Source organism: Pseudomonas sp. PA27(2017) (genome assembly GCF_001945445.1).
Taxonomy (GTDB): Bacteria; Pseudomonadota; Gammaproteobacteria; order Pseudomonadales; family Pseudomonadaceae; genus Aquipseudomonas.
In genome coordinates, this window is the sequence record NZ_MSXW01000012.1 from 210,212 (window position 1) to 235,030 (window position 24,819).

Sequence of the window (24,819 nt, forward strand, 5' to 3'; positions counted from 1 at the left end):
CAGACACACAACACCGAATTCAGTATTTAGGAGCATCACCATGTCCATCCGCCGTTTCGCACTCGCTGCACTCGCCAGCGCCCTGGTTGCCGGCCCGGTAGCGGCCCAGACCCTGCTCAACGTGTCCTACGACCCGACCCGTGAGCTGTACGTGGAATTCAACAAGGCCTTCAACAAGCACTGGCAGGAACAGGGCAACGAGCCGCTGACCATCCAGCAGTCCCACGGTGGTTCGGGCAAGCAGGCTCGCGCGGTGATCGACGGCCTGCAGGCCGACGTGGTGACCCTGGCGCTGTCCGGTGACATCGACGCGATCAACCTCAACCAGCCACTGATCGACAAGGACTGGCAGAAGCGCCTGGCCGACAACAGCACGCCGTACACCTCGACCATCGTGTTCCTGGTGCGCAAGGGCAACCCGAAAGGCATCAAGGACTGGGATGATCTGGTCAAGGATGGCGTCGAGATCATCACCCCGAATCCGAAAACCTCCGGTGGTGCCCGCTGGAACTTCCTCGCCGCCTGGGCGTACGCCAAGAAGAAGTACGGCAGCGACGAAAAGGCCCTGGAATACGTGACCGAGCTGTACCGCCATGCACCGGTGCTTGACACTGGCGCCCGCGGCGCGACCATCAGCTTCGTACAGCGTGGCCTGGGCGACGTGCTGCTGGCCTGGGAGAACGAGGCCTACCTGTCGCTCGCCGAAGAAGGCGGTGACCAACTGGAGATCGTCACGCCGTCGCTGTCCATCCTCGCCGAGCCACCCGTGGCCGTCGTCGACAAGAACGTCGACCGCAAAGGCACCCGCAAGGCGGCCGAGGCCTACCTGCAATACCTGTACAGCGAAGAAGGCCAGCGCATCGCCGCGAAGAACTTCTACCGCCCGCGTGACGCCAAGGTGGCGGCCGAATTCAAGGATCAGTTCAAGAGCCTGGAGCTGGTCACCATCGACAAGGACTTCGGCGGCTGGGCCAAAGCTCAACCCAAGTACTTCGATGATGGTGGTGTGTTCGATGACATTTTCAAGAAGATCAACCAGTAAGTTCAGCTGATCGATCTGGCCCGCCATTGCGCAACTCAATGGCGGGCTTTGTTGTGGACCTGATCAAAAGGACTCTCCATGTCTCGTCGAACTTCCTCGGTCATACCCGGCTTCGGGCTGACTCTGGGCTTCACGCTTACCTACCTGGCGCTGATCGTGCTGATCCCGCTGGGTGCGATGTTCCTGTTTTCCATGCAGCTGTCCGCCGAACAGTGGTGGAGCCTGCTCAATAACCGCCAGCTGCAGTTCTCTCTGAAGCTGTCGTTCGGCACTGCCCTGGCCGCCGCGCTGCTCAATGGCATTCTCGGCACCATCATCGCCTGGGTGCTGGTGCGCTACACCTTTCCCGGCCGACGCCTGATCGACGCCATGGTCGACATGCCGTTCGCCCTGCCCACTGCCGTGGCCGGCATCGCCCTCACCGCGCTGTACGCGCCAAATGGCCTGATCGGCTCGCTGTTCCCGTTCAAGATCGCCTACACACCGCTGGGTATCACCCTGGCCTTGGTGTTCGTCACCCTGCCGTTCGTGGTGCGCACCCTGCAGCCGGTGCTGGCCGACATCCCCAAGGAAGTCGAGGAAGCCGCTGCGTGTCTGGGCGCCAAGCCGTTGCAGATATTCCGCCATGTGCTGCTGCCCAGCCTGCTGCCGGCCTGGCTGACCGGTTTTGCCCTGGCCTTCGCCCGCGGCGTGGGTGAGTACGGCTCGGTGGTGTTCATCGCTGGCAACATTCCTCTGAAGACCGAGATTCTGCCGCTGCTGATCGTCTCCAAGCTGGATCAGTACGACTACCCGGGCGCCACCGCCATCGGCGTGATCATGCTGGTGGTCTCGTTCATCCTGCTGCTGCTGATCAACATTCTGCAGCGCCGCATCCAGCCGCAACTCTGAGGAGCCCGTCATGAGCCTTGCAACCCTTGGCAAGAACGCGGCGCGCCCAGCGAGCCGCTCCCCCGGCGCCATCGCCCTGATCGTCGTGGCCTGGGCGGTATTCGCGGTGATCCTGCTGCTGCCGCTGTACATCGTGCTGACCCAGGGCCTGAGCCGCGGCCTGGAATTCTTCTGGGAGGCGATCCGCGAGCCGGATGCCATCTCCGCGCTCAAGCTGACCCTGCTGGCCACCGCCATTTCGGTACCGCTGAATCTGGTGTTCGGCGTCGCTGCCGCCTGGGCGGTGACCAAGTTCGAGTTTCGCGGCAAGAGCATCCTGGTCACTCTGATCGACATGCCCTTCTCGGTGTCGCCAGTGGTCGCCGGCCTGATCTACGTGCTGCTGTTCGGTGCGCAGAGCAAGCTCGCGCCGTACCTGCAGGACCATAACCTGCAGATCATCTACGCCGTACCGGGCATCGTGCTGGCGACCATCTTCGTGACCTTCCCTTTCGTCGCCCGCGAGCTGATCCCGCTGATGGAAGAACAGGGCACCACCGAAGAGGAAGCCGCGCGCCTGCTCGGCGCCAATGGCTGGCAGATGTTCTGGCATGTCACGCTGCCTAACGTAAAATGGGCGCTGGTTTACGGTGTGGTGCTATGCACCGCCCGGGCGATGGGCGAGTTCGGGGCGGTGTCGGTGGTGTCCGGCCACATCCGCGGTTACACCAACACGCTGCCGCTGCATATCGAGATTCTCTACAACGAATACAACATCGTCGCTGCGTTCAGCGTCGCCATCCTGCTGCTGGTGATGGCCCTGATCGTCCTGCTGCTGCGCCAATGGAGCGAAGCGCGGCTTAGCCGCCAGCTCAAGGCCAACGACGACTGAAACCCTTTTCGCCGGCGCCGCGCCCCTGCGCGAACCGGCCAGACCGACACAGGTGTATCCCATGAGTATCGAAGTCAGCGGCATCAACAAACACTTTGGCCAGTTCAAGGCGCTCAACGACATCAACCTCAACATCCAGAGCGGCGAGCTGGTCGCCCTGCTCGGCCCGTCCGGCTGCGGCAAGACCACCCTGCTGCGCATCATCGCCGGCCTGGAAACCCCTGACAGCGGCAACATCGTGTTCCACGGTGAAGACGTTTCCGAGCATGACGTGCGTGATCGCAAGGTTGGCTTCGTGTTCCAGCACTACGCCTTGTTCCGCCACATGACGGTGTTCGACAACGTCGCCTTCGGCCTGCGCATGAAGCCCAAGGGCGAGCGCCCGAACGAGAGCACCATCAAGAAGAAGGTCCACGATCTGCTCGGCCTGGTGCAGCTCGACTGGCTGGCCGACCGCTACCCGGAGCAGCTCTCCGGTGGTCAGCGCCAGCGTATCGCCCTGGCCCGAGCCCTGGCGGTCGAGCCCAAGGTGCTGCTACTCGACGAACCCTTCGGCGCCCTCGACGCCAAGGTGCGCAAGGAGCTGCGGCGCTGGCTGGCGCGCCTGCACGAAGAGGTGCACCTGACCAGCGTGTTCGTGACCCACGACCAGGAAGAAGCCATGGAAGTGGCCGACCGCATCGTGGTGATGAACAAGGGCGTGGTCGAGCAGATCGGCTCGCCGGCCGAAGTCTACGAAAAGCCGGCCAGCGACTTCGTCTACCACTTCCTCGGTGACGCCAATCGTCTGTACGTCGGTGACGACCACCACGTGCTGTTCCGCCCCCACGAAGTGAGCCTGTCCAGCGAGGCGCTGGAAGGCCATCAGGCCGGCGAAGTACGTGATATTCGCCTGCTCGGCGCCATCACTCGCATCACCCTGAAGGTCGAGGGACAGGACGAGCTGATCGAAGCAGAAGTAGCCAAGGACCACCTCAGCCTGGACAACCTTGCCCGTGGCACCACCCTGTACTTCAAGCCCAAGGGCGGCAAGCCGGTAAGCATCGCTAGCTAAGCGATCCGTGGGCGCCCGCACCTGATGCGGGGCGCCTGCGGCCAATCCCACGGCTGATCGGCGGAAGCCGCAAGTTCGGGCAAATGCAGTATCCTGCGCATCGTTCTAGACGACTGCCAGAACTGCCTTGACCCTAATCGCCTCCAGCAAGAATCTCGTGCTCCGGATCATCGCGCTGATGCAGCGCCATCCGGGCGCGATCGCCATTTTCGGATTTCTTTCCGGTGTCGCCAGCTTCGTGCTGGTCGATCGCCAAGCCGGGCTGGCCAAGGTGCTGGCCCTGGTGCTGCTGGTCAGCTGGCTGTGGCTGATTCTGGAAAACGTGCTGCGCGAACGCATCGCCGCGCGTTTCGGCTTCGAGCTGCCCCGGCCGTTGCTGCGCTACGCCACGCAGATGATTCACCAGGAAAGCCTGTTCTTCGTTCTGCCGTTCTTCTTCATCACCACCACCTGGAACAGCAGCCAGGCGTTGTTCAGCGGCTTGCTCGCCGCCGCCGCACTGGTATCGATCACCGACCCGCTGTACTACAAGTGGCTGGCACCGCGGCGCTGGATCTTTCTGGCCTACCACACACTGGCCCTGTTCGCGGTGATGCTCACGGCGCTGCCAATCATCTTCAAGCTCAACACCACCCAGAGCTACCAGTATTCACTGGCCGCAGCGGTGGTGCTGTCGTTTCCCAGCCTGTTCACCATCATCACCGTACGCAAATGGTGGCGTGGCCTGCTGCTGGTCGGCCTGACCCTGGCCATCGGCGCCTTCGGCTGGGTGACCCGCACCTGGGTGCCGCCGGCCACGTTGTGGCTGACCGAGGTGGCGATCACCACCGAATTCGACGACCAGAACCGCTCACCTGGTGAAGGCATCGATCAGTTGACCGTCAGCCAGCTACGCAGCACCGGGCTTTACGCCTACACGGCGATCAATGCGCCGCGCGGGCTGGACGAGCGCATCTATCACGTCTGGGAACACAACGGCCAGGAGCTGGAGCGCATCGCGCTGGACATCCACGGCGGCCGCGAGAAAGGTTACCGCGCCTGGACGCACAAGCAGAACTTCCCACAGGACGTGGAAGGTGACTGGCAGATCCAGGTACTGACCGACGCCGGGCAGTTGATCGGCGTACTGCGCTTCGAGGTCACCCCGGATGCCGACGCGGCGCAGAGCAGTGAAAAGACTCAGGACGAGTCCTTCCAGGAGCCCGGGCAGCCAGACGCCACGCCGCAAACCGAGCCAGAGCCGTCAGTCGATTCCATACCTGAACCTGCCGAGCCGGCGGATCAGCCGTCAAGCCCGCCGGATGGCGAGCCCGCCGCTCAACCGAAGAACCAGTAGCACACGGCGATCGCGGCAACTACGCCGGAGAACTCGGCCAGCAGCGCACACCCCACCGCATGCCGGGCACGCTGGATCCCCACCGCACCAAAATAAACGGCCAGCACGTAGAAGGTGGTTTCGGTGCTGCCCTGGATAATTGCCGCGGCCAGGGCCGGGAAGCTGTCGACGCCCTGGGTCTGCATGGTTTCGATCAGCATCGCCCGCGCCGCGCTGCCGGAGAAGGGTTTGACCATCGCCGTTGGCAGCGCATCGACGAAGCGGGTATCCCAGCCGCCCCAGGCGACGATCCAGCGGATGCCGTCCAACGCCAGTTCCAGGGCACCGGATGCACGCAGCACGCCGACCGCGCAGAGCATCGCTACCAGGTAGGGCAGCAGGCTCTTGGCTACGTCGAACCCTTCCTTGGCTCCTTCGATGAATTGCTCGTAGACCTGCACCTTGCGTAAAGCACCGATCACCAGAAACGCGATGATGATGCCGAACAGCGTCAGGTTGCCGAGCAGCGAAGAAAGCGCCGCCAGTGCCGTGGCGGACATGCCGGCAAGCATGGCCATGAAACCGCCGAGCAGCAGTGCGCCGGGAATCATGTAGGCCAGTACCACCGGATCCCACAGGCGCAGGCGCTGCATGATGGCCACCGAGAACAGGCCAACCAGGGTCGACACGCTGGTGGCCAGCAGAATAGGCAGGAATACCAGGGTCGGATCGGGCGCCCCCTGCTGGGCGCGGTACATGAAAATGGTGACCGGCAGCAGGGTCAGCGACGAGGCATTGAGCACCAGAAACAGGATCTGCGCGTTGCTCGCCGTGGTGCTGCTGGGGTTGAGCTCCTGTAGCGAGCGCATGGCCTTGAGGCCGATGGGCGTGGCGGCGTTGTCCAGGCCCAGGCCATTGGCCGCGAAGTTCATGGTGATCAGCCCAAGGGCGGGGTGGCCGCGCGGCACCTCCGGCATCAACCGTGCGAACAGCGGCCCGAGCACGCGCGCCAGTGCGTCCACCAGGCCAGCCTTCTCGGCGATGCGCAATAGCCCGAGCCAGAGGGTCAGCGTGCCGAACAGCAGCACCATCACTTCGACGGACAGCTTGGCCATGGCGAACAGGCTTTCCACCATCGCGCCGAATACGGCCGGATCGTCAGCCAACAGCCAACGGCTGAGCCCTGCTACCGCTGCCACTACGAAAAAGCTCAGCCACAAGCCATTGAGCATAAGTCACCCCCTAGAACATGGGGCGATGATAACGCGGGGAAAGGGGGAAAGAGTAAGGGTTGGAGGACGCGCAAAGCACGATTTGGTAAATGCCAGACGGAGCAACGGCGCCAATAGGCGCCGTCAGTAGCATCAGTACCAGTTGGGGTCTTTCTTCAACTGTTCCTGCAGCAGCTGCTTGACTCCATCGTCCGGCTCACCGAGCCAACGCAGATCAGCGTGCTTGCTGGGTGCCTTGTCCTGCGGCAAGCCGTCGGGCACCTGAACCCACAACGCGTAGGCATCATCCTTGTCAGGCGTGAAGGCGACATAAAGGCGCTGATTGAAACAATTGGAGGTTTCGCACAACTGCCCGACCAGATACTGGTCGCCGTCCTCTTCCAGCGTTTTCATCGGAGTGGCGACGCCGCTGAGGTTGATCACCCATTCGGGTAGTCGTTCCTCGTCCTGGATCAGATCCTGCCAGGCTTCACGATAGTCCGGGTTGCTCCCGAGCAGTTCGTTCAAGCGAAACTCGCCATCCGTGTTGGCGGCCAAGGCCGCCGCGCTGCCACCCAGCATCAGGGCAGCAGCGAGCGTCTTGAATCGATTCATCGTCATGCCTCGCCTAGCCCCGTGGGCGACGACCCATGATGAACGAAACGATGAACATGACCAGGAACACCACGAAAAGGATTTTCGCGATACCTGTGGCAGTGCCTGCGATACCACCGAAACCCAGTACAGCGGCAACAATGGCGATGATCAGAAAGGTAATGGCCCAACTCAGCATGGCGTTTCTCCTTGGTTTTTTGAGGTCTTGCGGGTGTAACACTAAAAATTTGGTCAGAAGGTCTCAGAACACCCAGCGGGTCTGCTTGGCAGGTGCTTCGACGGAGTCGGCGCGGACCCAGTCGCTATCGCTGTGCGTCTGGGGTGCGCTGATGGTCTGAAAAGTGGCCGGTACGGCCTGAATGGCTGCGGCGCGTGCCTCGGCAGGCGCTTGCATGGATACCGGCACCACCGCCTGGCCCGATACCTGCGGCGCCACGACCCGCTGCACGGGGGCTTTGGTCGCCACGCTCACCAGCAGGACCATCACAGCGGCGACGGCCAGAATCAGGATCTCGGTATGGGCGCGGTGAAGGTTCATGCTGGGCTCCTCAAGATCGTCGTCGAACGGCTTGGCGTTCAGTTCATGAGGAGATAATTGCAGCCTGCGTGCCAGCTTTTTGAAAAAATAAAATTTTTATAAATCAATAAGTTAAATTATGTAAAACAAATGCCATCGTTGGCATCCTGCACGATGGCCGTCTGCGGCTCGGGCGTTTTGCACGACGCCGCAGACGCCGCGATCAGCCGTTCTTGAGCTCGCGCATGCGCTGGTGACAGGCGCGTACCTTGGGCATTTCCACGGCGAGCAGCGCGCGGACATCGGGCTGAGCGGATTCCATGGCATCTTCGAAAGCCTCGAGAATGCGGTCTTCGGCCTCTTCGAGCTGCGCAACGTAGGTCGCCTCTTCGTCACTCGACAGCGTGGCGCGGGCGTCGGCATAGGCTTGGCGCAACTTGCCGACCAGGGTTCCGCTGCTGGTGGGCTCCTCGTGATTGGCGGCGACCTTGACGGCAAGCGCCTGGATCACCTGATGCTTGGCCTGCGCCATTTCGCGGAACAGGGCCTGCAGGCGCACGTCCTCGATCTCGTCGTGGGCATGCTCATAGAAGCGCTGGCCATCACGGATGATGGCGATCAGTTCGTTCAGTTGCTCGGTCTTGTAGCTCATGGTGGCTCTCCTGAAGAGGTTGGCGGCGCCGGCGACGCTGCAAAAAGTCGGCAGGCCGGGCGGCCTGCCTTGCTGTAGCGGCGTTAGCTGGCGATACGCAGGGCGTCGGCATCGACGCCTCGCACGCCACGAATGTTGCGGGCGGTCTCCACGGCCAGGCGCTTTTCGGCATTGCTGAGCACCGTGCCGCTGAGGCTGACGAAGCCCTCGCGGGTATCGACCTTGATGTTCAAGGCGTCGAGGTTGCGGCTATAGAGGAAGCTGGCCCTCACCTTGTTGGTGATCCAGCTGTCGCTGATCGAGGCCGCTGCATCGTTGGCGGCGTTCTGCGCTTCGGCGGTGGCGCTGTCGGCAGTGTTGATGCTCAGGTGGTTGTGCACCTCGCGTACGCCGTCGGTATTGGTCACCAGGTCACCGGCCAGTTCCTTGGCAGCCGGCGCTCCGGCATTGCCGCTGAGGCTTACCACGCCGTTCTCGGCACGCACCTGGATATCGAGCCCTTCGGTATTGCTGTTCCACAGCAGCTTGGATTTCACCGTGGCAGCCAGCGTCGCGTCGTCGAAACGTTGGGCCAGGGTCTTGTCGGTGACGAGCCTGGCCTGCTCCTCGAGGACCGGCGGGGCCAGGTCGGGATCGATCTGCAGCTTATTGTCGACTTCACGGACGCCTTCGATGCTGCCCGCCAGCTCACTGGCCAGCTCATGTTCGGCAGTGTTCTCGACCGCACCACTCAAGGTGGCGACGCCATCCTCCACGGATACCTGGATATCGAACGGATCCAGATGCCGATTGAGCGCGAATGCAGTGTCGATGGCCCCCTGCTGGCGGGCATCGCTCAATTGCCGTGACAGATCGCCTTCGGCTGCCTGCACCAGCGGAGCCAGGGTGATCAGACCGGCAATGGCCATGGCCAACGTGGATTGTCTCAACAGCATGTAACGCCTCCTTCTTTGCCAAAAAAGCCGCTCGAAAGCGGACCGGTTAAGGTCGCAAGTGATATGCCAGCCACCTGTAAAAATAAAAACCAACTAAAATCAGCTGGTTAAATCCAATGCCTGGCTAATGACCGCTTGCACGATGCAAGATCGCGCCATACTAGCCGTGCAACTTGCACGAAGATTTCCAGATAATCTCTGCCATTCACCCCATGGAGCACGTAAATGGAAGCAACAGGTCAGAGCGGGCGCATCCTATTGGTCGACGACGAAGCGGCTATCCTGCGTACCTTCCGCTATTGCCTGGAGGACGAGGGCTACCAGGTCACGACCGCCAACAGCGCTGCGCAAACCGAATCGCTGCTGCAGCGCCAGGTATTCGACATGTGCTTTCTCGATTTGCGCCTGGGGGATGAAAATGGCCTGGACGTGCTTGCCCAGATGCGTGTCCAGGCACCGTGGATGCGCGTGGTGATCGTCACCGCGCACTCGGCCATCGACAGCGCGGTGGATGCCATGCAGGCCGGCGCCGCCGATTATCTGGTCAAGCCGTGCAGCCCCGATCAGCTGCGCCTGGCCGCTGCCAAGCAGCTCGAAGTGCGCCAGCTCTCCGCGCGCCTCGAGGCCCTGGAAGGTGAAGTGCGCAAGCCCAGCGACGGCATCGACTCGCACAGCCCGGCGATGATGGCGATTCTGGAAACCGCGCGGCAGGTGGCCACCACCGACGCCAACATCCTCATCCTGGGCGAATCGGGTACCGGCAAGGGCGAACTGGCGCGCGCCATTCACGGCTGGAGCCGACGCGCGAAGAAATCCTGTGTAACCATCAACTGCCCGTCGCTGACTGCCGAGCTGATGGAAAGCGAATTGTTCGGCCACAGCCGCGGCGCGTTCACCGGCGCCAGCGAAAGCACCCTGGGCCGGGTCAACCAGGCGGATGGCGGTACCCTGTTCCTCGACGAGATCGGCGACTTCCCGCTGACCCTGCAGCCCAAGCTGCTGCGTTTCATCCAGGACAAGGAATACGAGCGCGTCGGTGACCCGGTGACCCGCCATGCCGACGTGCGCATCCTCGCCGCGACCAACCGCGACCTCAACGAAATGGTCAGGGAGGGTCACTTCCGCGAAGACCTGCTGTACCGCCTCAACGTCATCACCCTGACCTTGCCGCCGCTGCGCGAACGGGCCGACGACATACTCACCCTGGCCAACCGTTTCCTGGCCCGCTTCGTCAAGGACTACGCTCGCCCGGCCCGCGGCTTCAACGAAGATGCCACCAAGGCGCTGCTCGCCTACCAGTGGCCTGGCAACATCCGCGAACTGCGCAACGTCATCGAGCGCGCCAGCATCATCTGCCCAGGCGAATGGGTGGATGTCGCTCACCTGGGCATGAGCGCGCCGGCAACCAACAGTGCGCCGCGGGTCGGCGCCGACCTGAGCCTCGAGGAACTGGAAAAGGCGCATATCGCCGCCGTGCTGGCCAACAGCGACACCCTTGACCAGGCGGCCAAGACCCTGGGCATCGACGCCTCGACCCTGTATCGCAAACGTAAGCAGCTCGGCCTATGAAGCTGCGCAGCAAGCTGTTTCTCAGCACCAGTGCGCTGCTTACCGTTGCCTTGCTGGGGTTGAGCCTGGGGATATTCAGCGTGCTGCAACTGACCCAGTCGCAAAGCCGTTCGCTGGCGCACAACCTGGAAGTCATCAGCACCAGCCTCGACCTGCGCCAGGAACTGGGCAGGCAGCTGTTCATGATGCTCAGCGAGGATTTCAACGAGCGCACCGTGCAGACCCTGCAGGACTCCGACCGGCGCGTTCGCGGCTGGCTCGACGACAGCCTGAACGGCACCGTGAACGAGGGTGACCGCCAGGCGATCCTGGAAATCCAGACGGCCTATCAGAAATTCAGCACCCTGCTCGAAGACCCCATGACGGTTCGCCACGAGCTGCTGACCAACGACGATTTCGCCAAGACCATCGAGACCGTTCGCGATCGACTCAACGCCTTGCAGATTCGCTACGTATCCGCCGTCAAGGACGCGGAGGCGCAATCCCAGGAGCGTGCCTGGCTGATCGCCGGGCTATTGGGCTTGGTCGGCCTCGCGGTGCTGGTGATCGGTTTCATCACCGCCCACACCATCGCCCGCCGCGTTGGCCAGCCGATCGACGCCTTGGCCCGGGCCGCCGACCAGATCGGCCGCGGCGATTTCCAGGTCACGCTGCCGATCACGCCGGTTGCCGAGCTGTCGGCGCTGAGCCGCCGCTTCGGCCTGATGGCCGAGAGCCTGCGCCAGCTCAAGAGTAGCAACGTCGAAGCGCTGATGTCCGAGCAACGGCGCCTGCAGGCGGTACTCGACAGCATCGACGATGGCCTGCTGATCTTCGGCCGCGACGGCCTGCTGGAACACTTCAATCCGGTCGCTCAGCGCCAACTGGGCTGGGACGATCAGCCGCTCGGCCAGCGGCCCAGCCAGGCACTGGGCCGCCCCGAGCTGGACGAGCAGTTACAGCACGTTCTGCAGGGCCACAACCTGGAGCAGCGCCTGGCGGACCTGCAGGTCGAGGCCAACGGCGAGACGCGCCTGCTCAACTACAGCCTGACACCGGTAAGCCACAGCCAGGGGCACATTCTCGGCGCGGTGATGGTGCTGCATGACGTGACCGAGCAGCGCGCCTTCGAACGGGCGCGCAACGAGTTCGTGCTGCGCGCCTCCCACGAACTGCGCACGCCGGTGACCGGCATGCACATGGCCTTCGGTCTGTTGCGCGAACGCAGCAAGTTCGCCGAAGAGTCCCGCGAAGCCGATCTGGTGCGCATCGTCGATGAAGAAATGGAACGGCTGGTGCATCTGATCGAGGACCTGCTGAACTTCTCGCGCTATCAGAGCGGCGTGCAGAAACTCGAACTGGCGCCCTGCGACATCCCGGAGTTGCTCGAAAACGCAGCCAAGCGCCACATCGGCAAGGCCCAGGCCAGCAAGATTCACATGGAGTTGGAAGTAGCCGACGGCCTGCCACGCACCCACCTGGATCGGGCACAGATCGAGCGCGTGCTCGATCACCTGATCGACAATGCCCTGCGCCACAGCCCGGAAGGCGGAACGGTGCGGCTATCCGCCCAGCGCCAGGACGAACGCCTGCTGATCAGCGTCGAGGACGAAGGGGAAGGCATCGCATACGGCCAGCAAGCCCGCCTGTTCGAGCCGTTCGTGCAGATCGGCCACAAGAAAGGCGGTGCCGGCCTGGGCCTGGCGCTGTGCAAGGAGATCGCCCAGCTCCATGGCGGGCGTATCGGCGCCGAATCCCAGCCGGGCCAGGGCGCGCGCTTCCACCTCGCCCTGCCGCTGTAACCACTGCCCGGTGCTGCCGGGCTGCGGCTCAGCCCTTGGCCAGGCGGTTGACTTCCAGCAGCAGGGCCGCAGTTTCCGCGTCCGGCTGCCCGTCATAGAGCGCCTGGCGATACTTCATCTGGAAGGCACGAATTACGTTGCGCGTGGCTTCGTCGAGCACACCCGTGTTCGGCACCGTATAGCCCTGCTCCGCCAGCTGCTCCTGGAACCAGGCAACGCTCGGCAGGCTGGCGCTGAACACCGCCTGCTGGCGAGCGACCACCTCGGCATTCGGCCAGGGCATCAGCCCCGCGTCGGCCAGTTGCTTCCAGGGAAACAGCGGGCCTGGATCGACCTTGCGCTGCGGGGCGATGTCGCTATGCCCGATGATGCTGCCTGGCGGCAGATGGTGGCGCTGCATGATGTCCTTGAGCAGCACGATCAGCGTATCGATCTGCGCCTGGGCGTAAGGCTGCCAATAGCGGCCCTTGGGCGTGTCGAAATAACCCTGGTTGATCAGTTCGATACCGATGGTCGTGCCATTGAGCCAGGTGCGCCCCTGCCATTCGCTGACCCCGGCGTGCCAGGCGCGGCGGTTTTCGTCCACCAGTTGGTAGACGGTCGGCGGCACGGCGTTGATCAGATAATGGGCGCTGACTTCTTCCTTGGTCAGCAACTCCAGCGAGTGCGGCAGATCGGCCGAGGTGTAATGAAGCACGATGTACTGCACACGGCTGCTTTGCCCGCTGGCCGTGTAGCTGTGGTCGATGCGTGGGCCACTGCTGCAGCCGGCGAGCAGGATGGCGAACAAGGCAAGGCTGAGAACTTTCATGGCTGGATATGCAATACGCTCTGAATGTTGTCCAGCAGCATGTCGACGCTGAGCATGATCAACAACATGCCCATCAATCGCTCCACTGCGGTCAGCCCGCGAGGGCCGAGGAACCGCTGCAGCAAAGACGCCTGCAGCAGGATGAATGCGGTCGCGGCCCAGGCCATGATCAATGCCAGGTAGAGTTCCCAGAGCGCGCCTTCGTGGGTGTTGCGCAAGGTCATCAGCACCGCCAGCGCCGATGGCCCGGCCACCGCCGGTGTGGCCAGCGGCACCAGCATCGGCTCGCCGTCCGGCACGTCACCCAATACGCCTTGGGGGCTGGGAAAGATCAAGCGCATGGCGATGACGAACAGGATGATACCGCCGGCGATGGCCGTTGCCTCCCGCGACAGGCCCAGCGCGCTGAGCACTTTGTCACCAAAGGTAAGGAACAGCAGCAGCAGCGCCAGGGCGAACAGCAGTTCGCGCGCGGCCACCCACAGGCGTCGCTCGGGCGCGACGTTCTTCAAGGCGGCGATGAAGATGGCGATATTGCCGAACGGGTCGGTGACCAGAAACAGCAACACGGCGATGCTGAAGATATCCATTGTGCAAGGGCTCCTGAAAACAGCCGCGCAGTTTAGAGCTTACGGGCCGTCACGTCAGTGCCACGACCTTTGATCGCCGCCGGACGGCGCTGAACTTGTCATATCTCTACACGATCCAAATGCGGTCACTATGAGGGAATATGTCATGCGTGCGCTGCTCTGGTTCAAACAGGATCTTCGTCTCGATGATCACCCTGCCCTGCAGGCCGCACTCGGGTCCAATTGCCTGCTGCCGCTTTACGTGCTCGACCCGGCGCTGCTGCAGTTCGACGAATTCGGCAGTCGGCGCATCGGCGTGCATCGCGCGCGCTTCCTGCTGGAAAGCCTGACCGCCCTGGACAGTGCACTGCGCCAGCGCGGCTCCAAGCTGCTGGTAGTGACCGGCAAGCCGGAAGAAGTGATCGCTCAATTGGTCGGCCAGTTCGACATGCGCCAGGTGCTGACCCTCGACGAAATCGCCCCTCAGGAACGCGCCGTGCTCGCCCGCGTGCGTGAAAGCCTGGGCACGGTGCCGTTGCGCACCGCCCAGGGCAATGGCCTGTTCAGCGAAGCGGAATTGCCGTGCACGCTCGATCAACTGCCCCAGGTCTACAGCCAGTTCCGTGCGCTGATCGACGCCCGCCAATACGTGTTCCAGCCGCAGTCGGCTCCCGACCAGCTGCCGCCGTTACCGGAAGGCCTGGATGCGCAGGCATACGCGCTGCCGACCCAGTCGCAGATGGGCCTGGGCGATGCCCTGAGCCTAACGCCGAGCGCCTTCCCCTTCTCGGGTGGCGAAACCGCCGCTTTGGCGCGCCTGCGCGATTACCTGTGGGACAGCCAGAACGTGCGGGCCTACAAGGAAACCCGCAACGGCATGATCGGCAGCGAGTACTCGTCCAAGTTCTCGCCATGGCTGGCCAACGGTTCGCTGTCGCCACGCCGCACCGCCGCCGAACTACGCCGCCATGAGTCGCTTTACGGCGCCAACGAATCCACCTACTGGCTATGGCTGGAGCTGCTGTGGCGCGAATTCTTCCGCTGCACGCTGCAACGCTATGGCCAGGCGCTGTTCGAAGCTGGGGGCCTGAAGGCCACCGAGCGGGCACCGCAGCAGATCGACGAGCGCTTCGAGCAGTGGACTCAGGGCCGCACAGGCATGCCGCTGGTGGATGCCAACATGCGCGAGCTGATCGCCACCGGCTACATGTCCAACCGCGGTCGTCAGGTGGTCGCCAGTTATCTGGTCAGCGACCTGCAGCAGGACTGGCGCCACGGCGCGGCCTGGTTCGAGGAGCATCTGATCGACTATGACCCATCGAGCAACTGGGGCAACTGGGCCTACCTGGCCGGAGTCGGCAGCGATCCTCGGCTCAAGCGCACCTTCAACGCGCTCAAGCAGGCCCGTGAATACGACCCCAAGGGGGAATACGTAAGCTTGTGGATACCGGAGCTGCGTGCCTTGCCAGAGCACCTGCGCCATACGCCGTTCCTGCTGCAGGCGCAGCAGCTCGACGCCATCAACTACCCACGGCTGGAGCGGATTCCGGATTCCTGGCAGCGCCACCTCAACGAAGTGGCCTGAGGGCGAGCCGAGCCTGTCTCAAGACAGCTCGGCGCCTGGCAGCGCCTGTTCAAGCCCCGGGCGTGAAGTGCTTCTGGGTGGTGCCGCGTGCGATCAGGCGGGACAGATAGTCCAGCTTCTGCGGGTCGCGATCAACGAAGCGAAACACCACCTGCAGCCATTCGCTGTCCGGCTTCGGCTCGAACGCCGCAATGCTGTGCAGGTAACCGTTGAGGCGAGCCACTTCCGAGGCTTCACCCTGCTCGAGGTCGAGCACCGCGCTTTCCAGTACCTGGGGCAACAACTCGCCGCGCTTGACCACCAGCAACGCTTCCTTGAGGCTCAAGGCCTTGACCACGCAGGCCATCATGCCGCCCGGCAAGCGCAGCTGGCCCTGGCTACGGCCCACCGGTGCCGCCGCGGCGGCCTTGGCAGGCGCAACGGCCGGGGCGGGTGCAGCGGTCGGCTGCGCAGGCGCGGTTGGGCGCACCACTTCGCTCTTGCCTCCGGTCAGGGCGGCCAGCGAATCATTGGCGAAGGCACCAGTGCTGAGCATTTTCGGCGGAGCGGCCGACATCAGCGCAGCCAACTTGCCGGCGCGCTGCAGGGCCTTCTTGACCTTGGTGATCAGTTGCTCGTTGGAGAACGGCTTGCCGATGAAGTCCGAGACGCCGGCCTGGATGGCCTGCACGACGTTTTCCTTGTCGCCACGGCTGGTGACCATGATGAACGGCACGCCCTTCAGCGCTTCCTGCTCACGGCACCATTGCAGCAGCTCGAGGCCGGACATTTCCGGCATCTCCCAATCACAGAGAATCAGGTCGATCGGATTTCGGCCGAGAATCTGCTGGGCCTTGCGCCCGTTGACCGCTTCCTCGATCTGGATACCAGGAAGGTGGTCACGCAGCCCCTTCTTCACCAGATCGCGGATAAAGGTGGCGTCGTCCACCACCAGTACACTGACTTTGCTCATCGACCACTCCCTCGAATGGCCATTAGCATAGACGTGTGCACTGGCTCATTGCCAACACTAAAGCATAACCCTGCGGGACTGAGCACAGCGTGCCGCAGGGCCGGGCGTCACTGCTTGGCGCCGCCCTGCACTTCTTCCTGCATGCGGGTCAGGCCAATGTGTTTGACGTCGGTGCCGCGCACCAGGTAGATCACCAGCTCGGCGATGTTGCGCGCGTGGTCGCCGATGCGCTCCAGCGAGCGCAACGCCCAGATCACGTTGAGCACGCGGGAGATCGAGCGCGGGTCTTCCATCATGAAGGTGACCAGTTCACGCAGGGCGGTCTTGTACTCGCGGTCGACGGTCTTGTCGTACTGGGCGACCGACAGCGCCAGGTCGGCGTCGAAACGGGCAAAGGCATCCAGCGCTTCCTGCACCATCTTGCGCACCTGATCGCCGATATGACGAACCTCGACGTAACCGCGCGGCGACTCACCCTCTTCGGTCAGCAGGATCGCGCGCTTGGCGATCTTGGTGGCTTCGTCGCCGATACGTTCGAGATCGATCACGGACTTGGAGATACTGATGATCAGGCGCAGGTCCGAAGCGGCCGGCTGACGTCGGGCGAGAATGCGCACGCACTCCTCGTCGATGTTGCGTTCCATCTGATTGATCTGATCATCGATCTCGCGCACCTGCTGGGCCAGACCGGAGTCGGCCTCGATCAGCGACGTGACCGCGTCATTGACCTGTTTCTCGACCAGGCCGCCCATGGCCAGCAGGTGGCTGCGCACCTCCTCCAGCTCGGCGTTGAACTGCTGGGAAATGTGGTGGGTCAGGCTGTCTTTGTTGATCATCTGTGTCGCTCCGCGGGCTCAAAGCTCCAGGCTCCGAGCTCCAAATTAATCGTCGTCAGGTTCGCGTACCGCTCGCCACGTACGGTTTGCTGGGGCAATCAACCATAACGGCCGGTGATGTAGTCTTCTGTCTGTTTCTTGGCCGGGTTGGTGAACAGCGCGTCGGTATCACCGAACTCGATCAGCTTGCCCATGTACATGAACGCCGTGTAGTCGGAAACCCGCGCAGCCTGCTGCATGTTGTGGGTCACGATGACGATGGTGTACTTGGATTTCAATTCATAAATCAGCTCTTCGACCTTCAACGTCGAGATCGGGTCGAGTGCCGAGCACGGCTCGTCGAGCAGCAATACTTCCGGCTGCACCGCCACGGTACGGGCGATCACCAGGCGCTGCTGCTGGCCGCCGGACAGGCCCAGGGCCGATTCATGCAGGCGATCCTTCACTTCGTCCCACAGGGCGGCGCTCTTCAGGCCCCACTCGACGGCTTCGTCGAGCACGCGCTTCTGGTTGATGCCCTGGATGCGCAGGCCGTAGACCACGTTCTCGTAGATGCTCTTGGGGAATGGGTTGGGCTTCTGGAACACCATGCCGACGCGACGACGCAGCTCGGCCACATCCTCGCCCTTGCGGTAGATGTTGCGCCCGTCGATGTTGATCTCGCCTTCCACGCGGCAGCCGTCGACCAGGTCGTTCATGCGGTTGAAGGTGCGCAGCAGGGTCGACTTGCCGCAACCCGATGGGCCGATGAAAGCCGTCACGCGCTGCTTGGGGATGTTCATCCTGACGTCGTACAGCGCCTGCTTGTCACCGTAGAACAGGTTCAGGCCGGGCACTTCGATGGCGACGGTTTCATTGGCCAGGTTCAGGCTCTGCCTGTCACGGCCCAGGGCCGAAATGTCGATGCCGTGGGTAGCGGTTTCGTTTTGCATCAATAATCTCCTTCGGGGCTACAGGCTTCAAGCGGCAGCGCTGGCCGGCTCACACTCGGCGCCTCGCGCTGCGGCCTGTAGCCACCTTAATGATCCAGGGCCTTGTACTTCTCGCGCAGGCGGTTGCGCAGGTAGACGGCCGTAAGGTTGAGAATCGCGATGACCATGACCAGCAGCAGCGCAGTGGCGTACACCAGCGGGCGAGCGGCCTCGACGTTGGGGCTCTGGAAGCCGACGTCATAGATGTGGAAGCCCAGGTGCATGATCTTCTGGTCGAGGTGCAGGTAAGGATAGTTGCCATCCACAGGCAGGCTCGGCGCCAGCTTGACCACACCGACCAGCATCAGCGGCGCCACCTCACCGGCGGCGCGGGCCACGGCGAGAATCAGGCCGGTCATCATCGCCGGGCTGGCCATTGGCAGCACCACCCGCCACAGGGTTTCTACCTTGGTCGCACCGAGCGCCAGGGAACCCTCGCGCAGCGAACGGGGAATCCGCGCCAAGCCTTCCTCGGTGGCGACGATCACCACCGGCACGGCGAGCAGCGCCAGCGTCAGCGAGGCCCACAGCAGGCCCGGCGTGCCGAAGGTCGGTGCCGGCGCGGCTTCCGGGAAGAACAAACGGTCGATCGAGCCACCCAGCACATAGACGAAGAAGCCCAGGCCGAACACGCCGTAGACGATCGCCGGCACGCCGGCCAGGTTGTTCACCGCGATGCGGATCACCCGGGTCAGCGGCCCCTGCTTGGCGTACTCACGCAGGTAGATGGCCGCGATCACGCCGAACGGAGTGACGATCACCGCCATGATCAGGGTCATCATGATGGTGCCAAAGATTGCCGGGAAGATGCCGCCTTCGGTGTTCGCCTCACGCGGGTCGTCGCTGACGAACTCCCACAGCTTGCTACCGTAGAACCCGAGTTTGTCCAGGGTCGACATGGCGTTCGGGCGATAGGCGCGCACCACCTTGCCGAGGCTGATCTCCTGCTCGCGGCCATCGGCCGAGCGCACGGTCATGCTGTCACGGTTGAACTGCTGATAGCGGGCGTTGAGCTCGGCTTCCAGCTCCTTGTACTCGGCGTCCCAGCGAGCGCGCTCGGCGGCCAGGTCGGACTGCGCGGCGTCGGTTAGCTGGCCATCGAGTTCCAGCTTGCGGGTTTGCAGGCGCACACGCTCCAGGCCTGCGTTGATGCGGCCGATGTCACGCTTCTCCAGCCGGACGATCTCGCCGTGCAGCTCGTCGACCCGTTCCAGGCGTTTCTGCAGTTCCGGCCAAGCGGCATCACCCTCGGCGACCAGGCGGCCTTCTTCCTTGACGTTGATCAGATAGCCGTAGAAGTTGCCCCACTCACGGCGCTCGAAGGCGGTCAGGTCGGCCGGCTTGCGCTGCTCGCCGAGCCACTCGCCGACCACCCAGGAGAAGTCAGCACCGTACAGGTCACGGTTGCCGACCTTGAGCAGCTCGCGAGTCATGAACTCTCCGCCCTCGACATTCACCGGCAGCCCGGCGGACGCCAGGCGGGCGCGGGGAATCTCCTCCTTCTGCACCACTTCGCCGGCCATCATTCGGGCCTGCTCGCCAGGAACCTGGTAACTGGCTTCGATGATGTCGGCCGGCCAGAAGTGGCCCAGGCCGCGCACGGCGATGACTGCCAGCAGCCCCACGGTCATGATGATGGCGATGGACACCGCACCGGCGTTCATCCAGATCCACGGCGACCCGCTCTTGAACCAGGATTTCAGATTGTGCTGTTTCACGGACATGGTCTTGCAGTCCTCAGAGCGAAGCGTACTTGACGCGCAGGCGCTGACGCACCAGCTCGGCCAACGTGTTCATGACGAAGGTGAACGACAGCAGCACCAGGGCGGAAAGGAACAGCACCCGGTAATGGGTCCCGCCGACTTCCGACTCGGGCATTTCCACCGCCACGTTGGCTGCCAGCGTGCGCAGGCCTTCGAAGATGTTCATGTCCATGATCGGCGTGTTACCGGTGGCCATCAGCACGATCATGGTCTCGCCGACGGCGCGGCCCATGCCGATCATCACCGCCGAGAAGATGCCCGGGCTGGCCGTCAGGATCACCACGCGGGTCAGGGTCTGCCACGGCGTGGCACCGAGCGCCAGGGAGCCGAAGGTCAGGCTCTTCGGCACGCTGAATACCGCGTCCTCGGCGATCGAGTAAATGTTCGGGATCACCGCGAAGCCCATGGCCAGGCCGACCACAAGAGCGTTGCGCTGGTCGAAGGGGATGCCCAGGTCATTGGTCAGCCAGCCACGCATGTTGCCGTCGAACAGCCAGTTCTCCAGGTGCCCGCTCATGCTCAGCGAAACGATACCGACCAGCAGGATCACCGGAATCAGCAGCGCGGCTTCCCAGCCGTCCGGTACACGCAGGCGGATGGACTCGGGCAGTCGGCTCCAGATGAAGCCCGCCAGCAGAATGCCGATTGGCGTAAAGATCAGCAGACTGAAGATGCCGGGCAGATGCCCTTCCACATAGGGCGCCAGGAACAGGCCGGCGAAGAAGCCGAGGATCACCGTCGGCAGCGCCTCCATCAGTTCGATCACCGGCTTGACCTTGCCGCGCATGCCCGGAGCCATGAAATAGGCGGTGTAGATCGCCGCGGCGATGGCCAGCGGCGCCGCCAGCAGCATGGCGTAGAAGGCGGCCTTGAGCGTACCGAAAGCCAGTGGCGCCAGGCTCAGCTTGGGCTCGGCATCGGTGCTGGCCGAGGTCGACTGCCACACGTAAGCCGGCTTGTCGTAGTTCTCGTACCAGACCTTGCCCCACAGTGAGCTCCAGGAAATTTCCGGGTGCGGATTGTCGATCAGGATTCGCTCGAGCTTGCCATCGGCCTCGACCAGCGCGCGGTTGGCGCGCGGCGACAGGGCGGCGATGCTGAAGCCCTGGGCGACCGGCTCGACCAGCAGCGTGCGATGCGCAGTACTGTGGAAAATGCCCAGGTTGCCCTTGGCATCCACGGCGATGAAGCCCTTGCGGCGTTCCTCGGAGATGATCTGGCTGATCGGGCTGTCGGCCATCTTGAATTCGCGCACCTGCTTGAGCGAGGACTTGCCGTCCTCATCGCGCACCATGAACCACTGGGCGATACCGCCGGCGCTGTCACCGGTGAGCAGGGAGATGCCGCCCAACAGCGAAGTGGCGTGGGTAATTTCCCGCACGCCGTCGTTGAGCAGCTTGTAGCGACCGTTGAGGGCCTTGGTACGCAGATCGAAGACGTCGGCGGTGGCGCGCCCGTTGATCACGAACAGCCAGTGCTGGCGCGGCTCGATGATCAGTTCCTTGATCGGCTCGGCGATCTGCGGCAGCGCCAGGCGATCCTCGCTGACCTCCACTTCGCCGGTCATCATGTTCTCTTCGCGGCTCAGACTCAGCACCTGCAGCTCGCTATCCACGGAGCCGGCGATCAGCAGCGTGCCGCTGTTCACGCTGATGCCCATGTGCTCGAGCGGACGGCCTTGGGGATCGATGGTCAGCGGCGTTTCACCGAACGGGTAAACGATGGACGGCGTGATGGTTTTAACGTCGTTCGGGTAGGTGATGCGATAGGTGTGTTCGAACACCAGCGCCTGGCCGTTGGACAGACCGAGGGCGACACGGTGGCTGCCCGGCTGGTCTTCACCGACCGACACCACTTCGCTGCCGGCTGGCAGGGGCAGATCGACCGTGGTCAGAGCCTCCATGCTCTTGGCGTCGAAGAACTGGATCTTGCCATTGCTGGCCAAACGCATGCCGACCTGGTTCTGTTCTTCCAGCGCCATCAGCAGCGGTTTACCGGCATCGGCCAGCCAAGCTGGCTGCACGGCATCGCGCTTCTCGATATCGGCGCCCTGGAACATCGGCAGCACGACATAGGCAAGATAGAAGAAGATCAGGGTGATGGCACCAAGCACGGCCAGACCACCGATGGATACGCACCAGCGCGCCAGGCGATCCTTGAAAGCACGTATACGGCGCTTACGCTGCAGGGCCGGGGTATTGAAGTCCAGCCCGAGGGAATTTGGGGAGGCGGTCATGGGGTCACTTGCCAAGTCTTTCATAAGGGAGAGCATCTCTGCGCGGCCATGAGCGCGCCTTATTTTTCGCCTATTTCGCGAGCCTCGCCAATCTAGCTCGCCTGTATGACAGAAAAGTTACAGAGCGGTGACGCGACGAAGCCCGCCTCTCGAGAGAGGCGGGCTTCGGGATTGCCTAGAACCTGTTTACGATCTCGCGAGCTAGAGCGATAAAAGGCAAAAACAAGCGAGGAAGCGGAGTTTACAAGTGGTAAATGAGCATTCCGAGCTTGTTTTTAACGCAGTAGCGCCGACGCGCAGCAGATCGTAAACAGGTTCTTACTGCGGTCGGCTTACAGACCCAATTCCTTGCGGGTCTTCTCGATGACCTTCAGCGGCAGCGGGATGTAGCCGTCCTTGACCACGACGTCCTGGCCCTGCTTGGACAGGATCAGTTTCAGAAACTCGGCATCCAGCGGGCTCAGCGGCTTGTTGGGCGCCTTGTTGACGTAGATGTAGAAGAAGCGAGCCAGCGGGTATTTGCCCGACAGTGCGTTGGTTTCATTGGCTTCTTCGACTTCACCCTTCTTGTTGACCAGGGGAACGGCGCGCACGCTGGCGGTGCGGTAGCCGATGCCCGAGTAACCGATGGCGTTGACGGTGCTGGAGATCGACTGCACCACGGAAGCCGAACCCGGCTGCTCGTTCACGTTGGCTTTGAAATCGCCTTTGCACAGGGCCTCTTCCTTGAAGTAGCCGTAAGTGCCGGACACCGAGTTACGGCCGAACAGCTGCACCGGCTTGCTGGCCCACTCGCCGGTCAGGCCGATGTCGCCCCAGGTTTTCAGGTCCTTGGCTTCGCCGCACAGACGGGTGCTGGAGAAGATCGCATCGACCTGCTGCATGGTCAGTTGCTTGATCGGGTTGTCCTTGTGCACGAACACGGCCAGGGCGTCGATGGCGACCGGAACGGCGGTCGGCTTGTAGCCGTACTTCTGCTCGAAGGCCTGGATTTCGCTGTCCTTCATGGCGCGCGACATCGGGCCGAGGTTGGCGGTGCCTTCGGTCAGCGCGGGTGGCGCAGTGGAGGAGCCGGCAGCCTGAATCTGAATGTTCACGTTCGGGTAGGACTGCTTGTAGCTCTCGGCCCACAGGGTCATCAGGTTGGCCAGGGAGTCGGAACCGACGCTGGACAGGTTGCCCGACACGCCAGAGGTCTTCTCATAGGTCGGCAGAGCCGGATCGACAGCGGCAACCGCGTTGGCAGTGGCGACGCCAGCGGCGACAAACGTCATGGCCGCCATCAAACGCTTCAGTTTCATGCCTTGCTCCTAGCAGAGTGGTAATCATCGAGAGGCCGGCGTGCCGTGGTCGTAGCGCCCGGTTGCGACCTGCTCACGATTGGGGTCGTGTTGGTTGGAACGGGGCTCAGTATCATCAGCCTATGTGAACACTCTATGTAATCAATGTGACAGTTGGATGACGACGCAAACAGGCATGTCGAGTTCGGCAAATGCACGTGCGCAAGCGCCTGCAACGCGCTAAGGTCGCGGTGTTGACACCCAGTCGGTATACTGCCCAACCGGGCCCACCACTGCGCCGCGAGCCGTGAACAGATGAAAGATTTCGAACAGGAAGACCCGATACCGCAAGGCGACCTGGCACTGCAAATCACTGCGCTGCCACGCGAAACCAATGGCTTCGGCGACATTTATGGCGGCTGGCTGGTTTCGCAGATGGATCTGGCCGGCACTGCCATGGCCAGCAAGGTGGCGGCAGGGCGCGTGGCGACCGTGGCGATCGATCGCATGGCCTTCCTGGTGCCGGTACCGGTTGGCGCGCAGCTGTCCTTCTATACCCAGGCGCTGGAAATCGGTCGTAGCTCGATCCAGATGCTGGTGGAAGTCTGGAGTGACGATCCGCTGTCCAGCGAGTGGCGCAAGGTCACCGAAGCGGTGTTCGTGTTCGTAGCCATCGACGCCAGCGGTCGCACGCGCGCCGTACCACGCCGCTGAGTTCGTGCCGCGCCTGGTCGCGGCAAACTTTAATTACCCTGCCCGAGCAACTGGCCGACCCGCGCACGATCAGCGGCAAAGCTGTTCTGCGCCTGTGTACGGGTTGCCTGGTAGCGCTCGATGTCCTTCTTGATGCGCACCTGCTCGTCACGCTGGCTGGTGATCTGGTCGAGCAGCGGCTTGGGCACTTCACGCCCCGCACGCTCCTGATCCGCCGCCTGTTTCTGCAGGTTGGCCTGCTGCTGACGTACCGACTGCAGGTTGCCCTTGGCCACGCCGATCAGGCCGTCGAGCTCGGCCAGCTTGCGCGCCTGGGCACGGTCGACGTCCTCCAGGCTGCTGTACAAACGCAGCAGCTGCGCATCGGATTTCGCCCGTTCGCGATCGGCGAGGATCTTCTGCATCTCTTCGGCGGTAGGCGCCGGCGGCACCACACGTACCACACGCCCTTGCTCGTTGAGCACCTCGTAGCCCTTGGCGATGAATTCACTGGGCACGCCCTGCCGGTCGATCACCGTGATGCCCTGGGCATTGGTGTAGCGATACATCTCCGCCGCGTTCGCCCATAACGGCAGCAGCAGACCAAGCCAGAGGGTACGGCGCATCAGGGGCGAGGTGGACATAGGCACGTTCTCTCGGCGAGCCGCCG

The 24,819-nt window shown here is 63.0% G+C and carries 24 protein-coding genes; 9 read left to right on the forward strand and 15 right to left on the reverse strand.

What is annotated here, in order from left to right; translation table 11 throughout:
- The first annotated feature begins 40 nt into the window (after positions 1-40).
- The 5 genes from BVH06_RS06255 to BVH06_RS06275 all read left to right on the forward strand — a co-directional run bounded on the left by BVH06_RS06255 (position 41) and on the right by BVH06_RS06275 (position 5,194).
- Entirely contained in the window at positions 41-1,042 is a 1,002-nt protein-coding gene (locus BVH06_RS06255; RefSeq protein WP_075929763.1) for a sulfate ABC transporter substrate-binding protein, read from the forward strand.
- A 78-nt stretch (positions 1,043-1,120) separates the two neighbouring features.
- Positions 1,121-1,933 (forward strand): sulfate ABC transporter permease subunit CysT, encoded by an 813-nt coding sequence (cysT, locus tag BVH06_RS06260; RefSeq protein ID WP_075929764.1) that lies wholly within the window; start codon positions 1,121-1,123, stop codon positions 1,931-1,933.
- A gap of 10 nt (positions 1,934-1,943) precedes the next feature.
- A complete protein-coding gene (cysW, locus tag BVH06_RS06265; protein WP_075929765.1) occupies positions 1,944-2,804 on the forward strand; it encodes a sulfate ABC transporter permease subunit CysW in 861 nt (286 codons plus the stop codon).
- Between the two features lie 61 nt (positions 2,805-2,865).
- Positions 2,866-3,858, forward strand: coding sequence for a sulfate/molybdate ABC transporter ATP-binding protein (locus BVH06_RS06270; RefSeq protein ID WP_075929766.1), 993 nt, complete (start codon positions 2,866-2,868; stop codon positions 3,856-3,858).
- Positions 3,859-3,994: 136 nt separating this feature from the next.
- Positions 3,995-5,194, forward strand: coding sequence for a DUF5924 family protein (locus BVH06_RS06275; protein WP_075933569.1), 1,200 nt, complete (start codon positions 3,995-3,997; stop codon positions 5,192-5,194).
- Here the strand turns inward: BVH06_RS06275 and BVH06_RS06280 are convergent.
- The 6 genes from BVH06_RS06280 to BVH06_RS06305 all read right to left on the reverse strand — a co-directional run bounded on the left by BVH06_RS06280 (position 5,176) and on the right by BVH06_RS06305 (position 9,103).
- Positions 5,176-6,405 (reverse strand): nucleoside recognition domain-containing protein, encoded by a 1,230-nt coding sequence (locus BVH06_RS06280; protein WP_075933553.1) that lies wholly within the window; start codon positions 6,403-6,405, stop codon positions 5,176-5,178. The two genes, BVH06_RS06275 and BVH06_RS06280, sit on opposite strands and share 19 nt — an antisense overlap.
- A gap of 132 nt (positions 6,406-6,537) precedes the next feature.
- A complete protein-coding gene (locus BVH06_RS06285) occupies positions 6,538-7,005 on the reverse strand; it encodes an inhibitor of vertebrate lysozyme family protein (protein WP_075929768.1) in 468 nt (155 codons plus the stop codon).
- A gap of 7 nt (positions 7,006-7,012) precedes the next feature.
- Entirely contained in the window at positions 7,013-7,177 is a 165-nt protein-coding gene (locus BVH06_RS06290; RefSeq protein WP_013789335.1) for a DUF1328 domain-containing protein, read from the reverse strand.
- A 63-nt stretch (positions 7,178-7,240) separates the two neighbouring features.
- On the reverse strand, positions 7,241-7,537 hold the full coding sequence (locus tag BVH06_RS06295; protein WP_075929769.1) for a hypothetical protein: 297 nt from the start codon (positions 7,535-7,537) through the stop codon (positions 7,241-7,243).
- 202 nt (positions 7,538-7,739) lie between these two features.
- Positions 7,740-8,168, reverse strand: coding sequence for a PA2169 family four-helix-bundle protein (locus tag BVH06_RS06300; RefSeq protein WP_075929770.1), 429 nt, complete (start codon positions 8,166-8,168; stop codon positions 7,740-7,742).
- Positions 8,169-8,251: 83 nt separating this feature from the next.
- Entirely contained in the window at positions 8,252-9,103 is an 852-nt protein-coding gene (locus BVH06_RS06305) for a BON domain-containing protein (RefSeq protein ID WP_075933554.1), read from the reverse strand.
- Positions 9,104-9,328: 225 nt separating this feature from the next.
- Here BVH06_RS06305 and algB point away from each other — a divergent pair, with 225 nt between their 5' ends.
- Positions 9,329-10,672 carry a sigma-54-dependent response regulator transcription factor AlgB gene (gene algB, locus BVH06_RS06310; protein WP_075929772.1) on the forward strand — a complete coding sequence of 448 codons (1,344 nt, stop codon included), beginning with the start codon at positions 9,329-9,331 and terminating at the stop codon, positions 10,670-10,672.
- Complete coding sequence (locus BVH06_RS06315; protein ID WP_075933555.1) at positions 10,669-12,453, forward strand: KinB sensor domain-containing domain; 1,785 nt, start codon at positions 10,669-10,671, stop codon at positions 12,451-12,453. Before algB ends, BVH06_RS06315 begins: the two co-directional genes overlap by 4 nt.
- Positions 12,454-12,481: 28 nt before the next feature.
- Here the strand turns inward: BVH06_RS06315 and BVH06_RS06320 are convergent, their stop codons facing one another.
- Positions 12,482-13,264 (reverse strand): N-acetylmuramoyl-L-alanine amidase, encoded by a 783-nt coding sequence (locus tag BVH06_RS06320; protein ID WP_075933556.1) that lies wholly within the window; start codon positions 13,262-13,264, stop codon positions 12,482-12,484.
- Positions 13,261-13,854, reverse strand: a complete 594-nt coding sequence (locus tag BVH06_RS06325) for a MarC family protein (protein ID WP_075929775.1) — start codon at positions 13,852-13,854, stop codon at positions 13,261-13,263. The genes BVH06_RS06320 and BVH06_RS06325 overlap by 4 nt, the downstream gene beginning before the upstream one ends.
- Positions 13,855-13,999: 145 nt before the next feature.
- Between BVH06_RS06325 and BVH06_RS06330 the strand changes: the two genes are divergently transcribed.
- Positions 14,000-15,418, forward strand: a complete 1,419-nt coding sequence (locus BVH06_RS06330; RefSeq protein ID WP_075933557.1) for a DASH family cryptochrome — start codon at positions 14,000-14,002, stop codon at positions 15,416-15,418.
- Between the two features lie 49 nt (positions 15,419-15,467).
- Here BVH06_RS06330 and BVH06_RS06335 read toward each other — a convergent pair whose 3' ends face one another.
- From BVH06_RS06335 to BVH06_RS06360, 6 genes are all read right to left on the reverse strand, one after another.
- Positions 15,468-16,370: a response regulator gene (locus BVH06_RS06335; RefSeq protein WP_075933558.1), complete on the reverse strand. Its 903-nt coding sequence runs from the start codon at positions 16,368-16,370 to the stop codon at positions 15,468-15,470.
- Between the two features lie 107 nt (positions 16,371-16,477).
- Positions 16,478-17,206, reverse strand: a complete 729-nt coding sequence (gene phoU, locus BVH06_RS06340; protein WP_075929778.1) for a phosphate signaling complex protein PhoU — start codon at positions 17,204-17,206, stop codon at positions 16,478-16,480.
- Positions 17,207-17,304: 98 nt separating this feature from the next.
- Positions 17,305-18,138 (reverse strand): phosphate ABC transporter ATP-binding protein PstB, encoded by an 834-nt coding sequence (gene pstB, locus BVH06_RS06345; RefSeq protein ID WP_075933559.1) that lies wholly within the window; start codon positions 18,136-18,138, stop codon positions 17,305-17,307.
- An 86-nt stretch (positions 18,139-18,224) separates the two neighbouring features.
- Positions 18,225-19,901 carry a phosphate ABC transporter permease PstA gene (pstA, locus tag BVH06_RS06350; RefSeq protein WP_168172889.1) on the reverse strand — a complete coding sequence of 559 codons (1,677 nt, stop codon included), beginning with the start codon at positions 19,899-19,901 and terminating at the stop codon, positions 18,225-18,227.
- Between the two features lie 13 nt (positions 19,902-19,914).
- Complete coding sequence (locus BVH06_RS06355; RefSeq protein WP_075933560.1) at positions 19,915-22,200, reverse strand: ABC transporter permease subunit; 2,286 nt, start codon at positions 22,198-22,200, stop codon at positions 19,915-19,917.
- 308 nt (positions 22,201-22,508) lie between these two features.
- The gene (locus tag BVH06_RS06360) at positions 22,509-23,477 is read right to left on the reverse strand and encodes a PstS family phosphate ABC transporter substrate-binding protein (protein ID WP_075929781.1); all 969 of its coding nucleotides are present in this window, start codon (positions 23,475-23,477) and stop codon (positions 22,509-22,511) included.
- Positions 23,478-23,771: 294 nt separating this feature from the next.
- On the opposite strand from BVH06_RS06360, the gene BVH06_RS06365 reads away from it, so the two are divergent.
- On the forward strand, positions 23,772-24,170 hold the full coding sequence (locus tag BVH06_RS06365; RefSeq protein WP_013789320.1) for an acyl-CoA thioesterase: 399 nt from the start codon (positions 23,772-23,774) through the stop codon (positions 24,168-24,170).
- A gap of 29 nt (positions 24,171-24,199) precedes the next feature.
- Here BVH06_RS06365 and BVH06_RS06370 read toward each other — a convergent pair whose 3' ends face one another.
- Complete coding sequence (locus BVH06_RS06370) at positions 24,200-24,793, reverse strand: DUF4124 domain-containing protein (RefSeq protein WP_075933561.1); 594 nt, start codon at positions 24,791-24,793, stop codon at positions 24,200-24,202.
- Positions 24,794-24,819 lie beyond the last annotated feature (26 nt).

Excerpts from the sequence above, each read along its gene's own strand:
- BVH06_RS06360 (WP_075929781.1), bottom strand. The coding sequence starts at position 23,477 with ATGAAACTGAAGCGTTTGATGGCGGCCATGACGTTTGTCGCCGCTGGC.
- algB (WP_075929772.1), top strand. The coding sequence starts at position 9,329 with ATGGAAGCAACAGGTCAGAGCGGGCGCATCCTATTGGTCGACGACGAA.
- BVH06_RS06370 (WP_075933561.1), bottom strand. The coding sequence starts at position 24,793 with ATGTCCACCTCGCCCCTGATGCGCCGTACCCTCTGGCTTGGTCTGCTG.
- cysT (WP_075929764.1), top strand. The coding sequence starts at position 1,121 with ATGTCTCGTCGAACTTCCTCGGTCATACCCGGCTTCGGGCTGACTCTG.
- BVH06_RS06270 (WP_075929766.1), top strand. The coding sequence starts at position 2,866 with ATGAGTATCGAAGTCAGCGGCATCAACAAACACTTTGGCCAGTTCAAG.
- pstA (WP_168172889.1), bottom strand. The coding sequence starts at position 19,901 with ATGTCCGTGAAACAGCACAATCTGAAATCCTGGTTCAAGAGCGGGTCG.
- BVH06_RS06255 (WP_075929763.1), top strand. The coding sequence starts at position 41 with ATGTCCATCCGCCGTTTCGCACTCGCTGCACTCGCCAGCGCCCTGGTT.
- BVH06_RS06365 (WP_013789320.1), top strand. The coding sequence starts at position 23,772 with ATGAAAGATTTCGAACAGGAAGACCCGATACCGCAAGGCGACCTGGCA.
- BVH06_RS06325 (WP_075929775.1), bottom strand. The coding sequence starts at position 13,854 with ATGGATATCTTCAGCATCGCCGTGTTGCTGTTTCTGGTCACCGACCCG.
- BVH06_RS06285 (WP_075929768.1), bottom strand. The coding sequence starts at position 7,005 with ATGACGATGAATCGATTCAAGACGCTCGCTGCTGCCCTGATGCTGGGT.
- BVH06_RS06335 (WP_075933558.1), bottom strand. The coding sequence starts at position 16,370 with ATGAGCAAAGTCAGTGTACTGGTGGTGGACGACGCCACCTTTATCCGC.
- BVH06_RS06280 (WP_075933553.1), bottom strand. The coding sequence starts at position 6,405 with ATGCTCAATGGCTTGTGGCTGAGCTTTTTCGTAGTGGCAGCGGTAGCA.
- BVH06_RS06300 (WP_075929770.1), bottom strand. The coding sequence starts at position 8,168 with ATGAGCTACAAGACCGAGCAACTGAACGAACTGATCGCCATCATCCGT.
- BVH06_RS06355 (WP_075933560.1), bottom strand. The coding sequence starts at position 22,200 with ATGAAAGACTTGGCAAGTGACCCCATGACCGCCTCCCCAAATTCCCTC.
- BVH06_RS06305 (WP_075933554.1), bottom strand. The coding sequence starts at position 9,103 with ATGCTGTTGAGACAATCCACGTTGGCCATGGCCATTGCCGGTCTGATC.
- cysW (WP_075929765.1), top strand. The coding sequence starts at position 1,944 with ATGAGCCTTGCAACCCTTGGCAAGAACGCGGCGCGCCCAGCGAGCCGC.
- BVH06_RS06290 (WP_013789335.1), bottom strand. The coding sequence starts at position 7,177 with ATGCTGAGTTGGGCCATTACCTTTCTGATCATCGCCATTGTTGCCGCT.
- BVH06_RS06320 (WP_075933556.1), bottom strand. The coding sequence starts at position 13,264 with ATGAAAGTTCTCAGCCTTGCCTTGTTCGCCATCCTGCTCGCCGGCTGC.
- BVH06_RS06330 (WP_075933557.1), top strand. The coding sequence starts at position 14,000 with ATGCGTGCGCTGCTCTGGTTCAAACAGGATCTTCGTCTCGATGATCAC.
- BVH06_RS06315 (WP_075933555.1), top strand. The coding sequence starts at position 10,669 with ATGAAGCTGCGCAGCAAGCTGTTTCTCAGCACCAGTGCGCTGCTTACC.
- phoU (WP_075929778.1), bottom strand. The coding sequence starts at position 17,206 with ATGATCAACAAAGACAGCCTGACCCACCACATTTCCCAGCAGTTCAAC.
- BVH06_RS06295 (WP_075929769.1), bottom strand. The coding sequence starts at position 7,537 with ATGAACCTTCACCGCGCCCATACCGAGATCCTGATTCTGGCCGTCGCC.
- pstB (WP_075933559.1), bottom strand. The coding sequence starts at position 18,138 with ATGCAAAACGAAACCGCTACCCACGGCATCGACATTTCGGCCCTGGGC.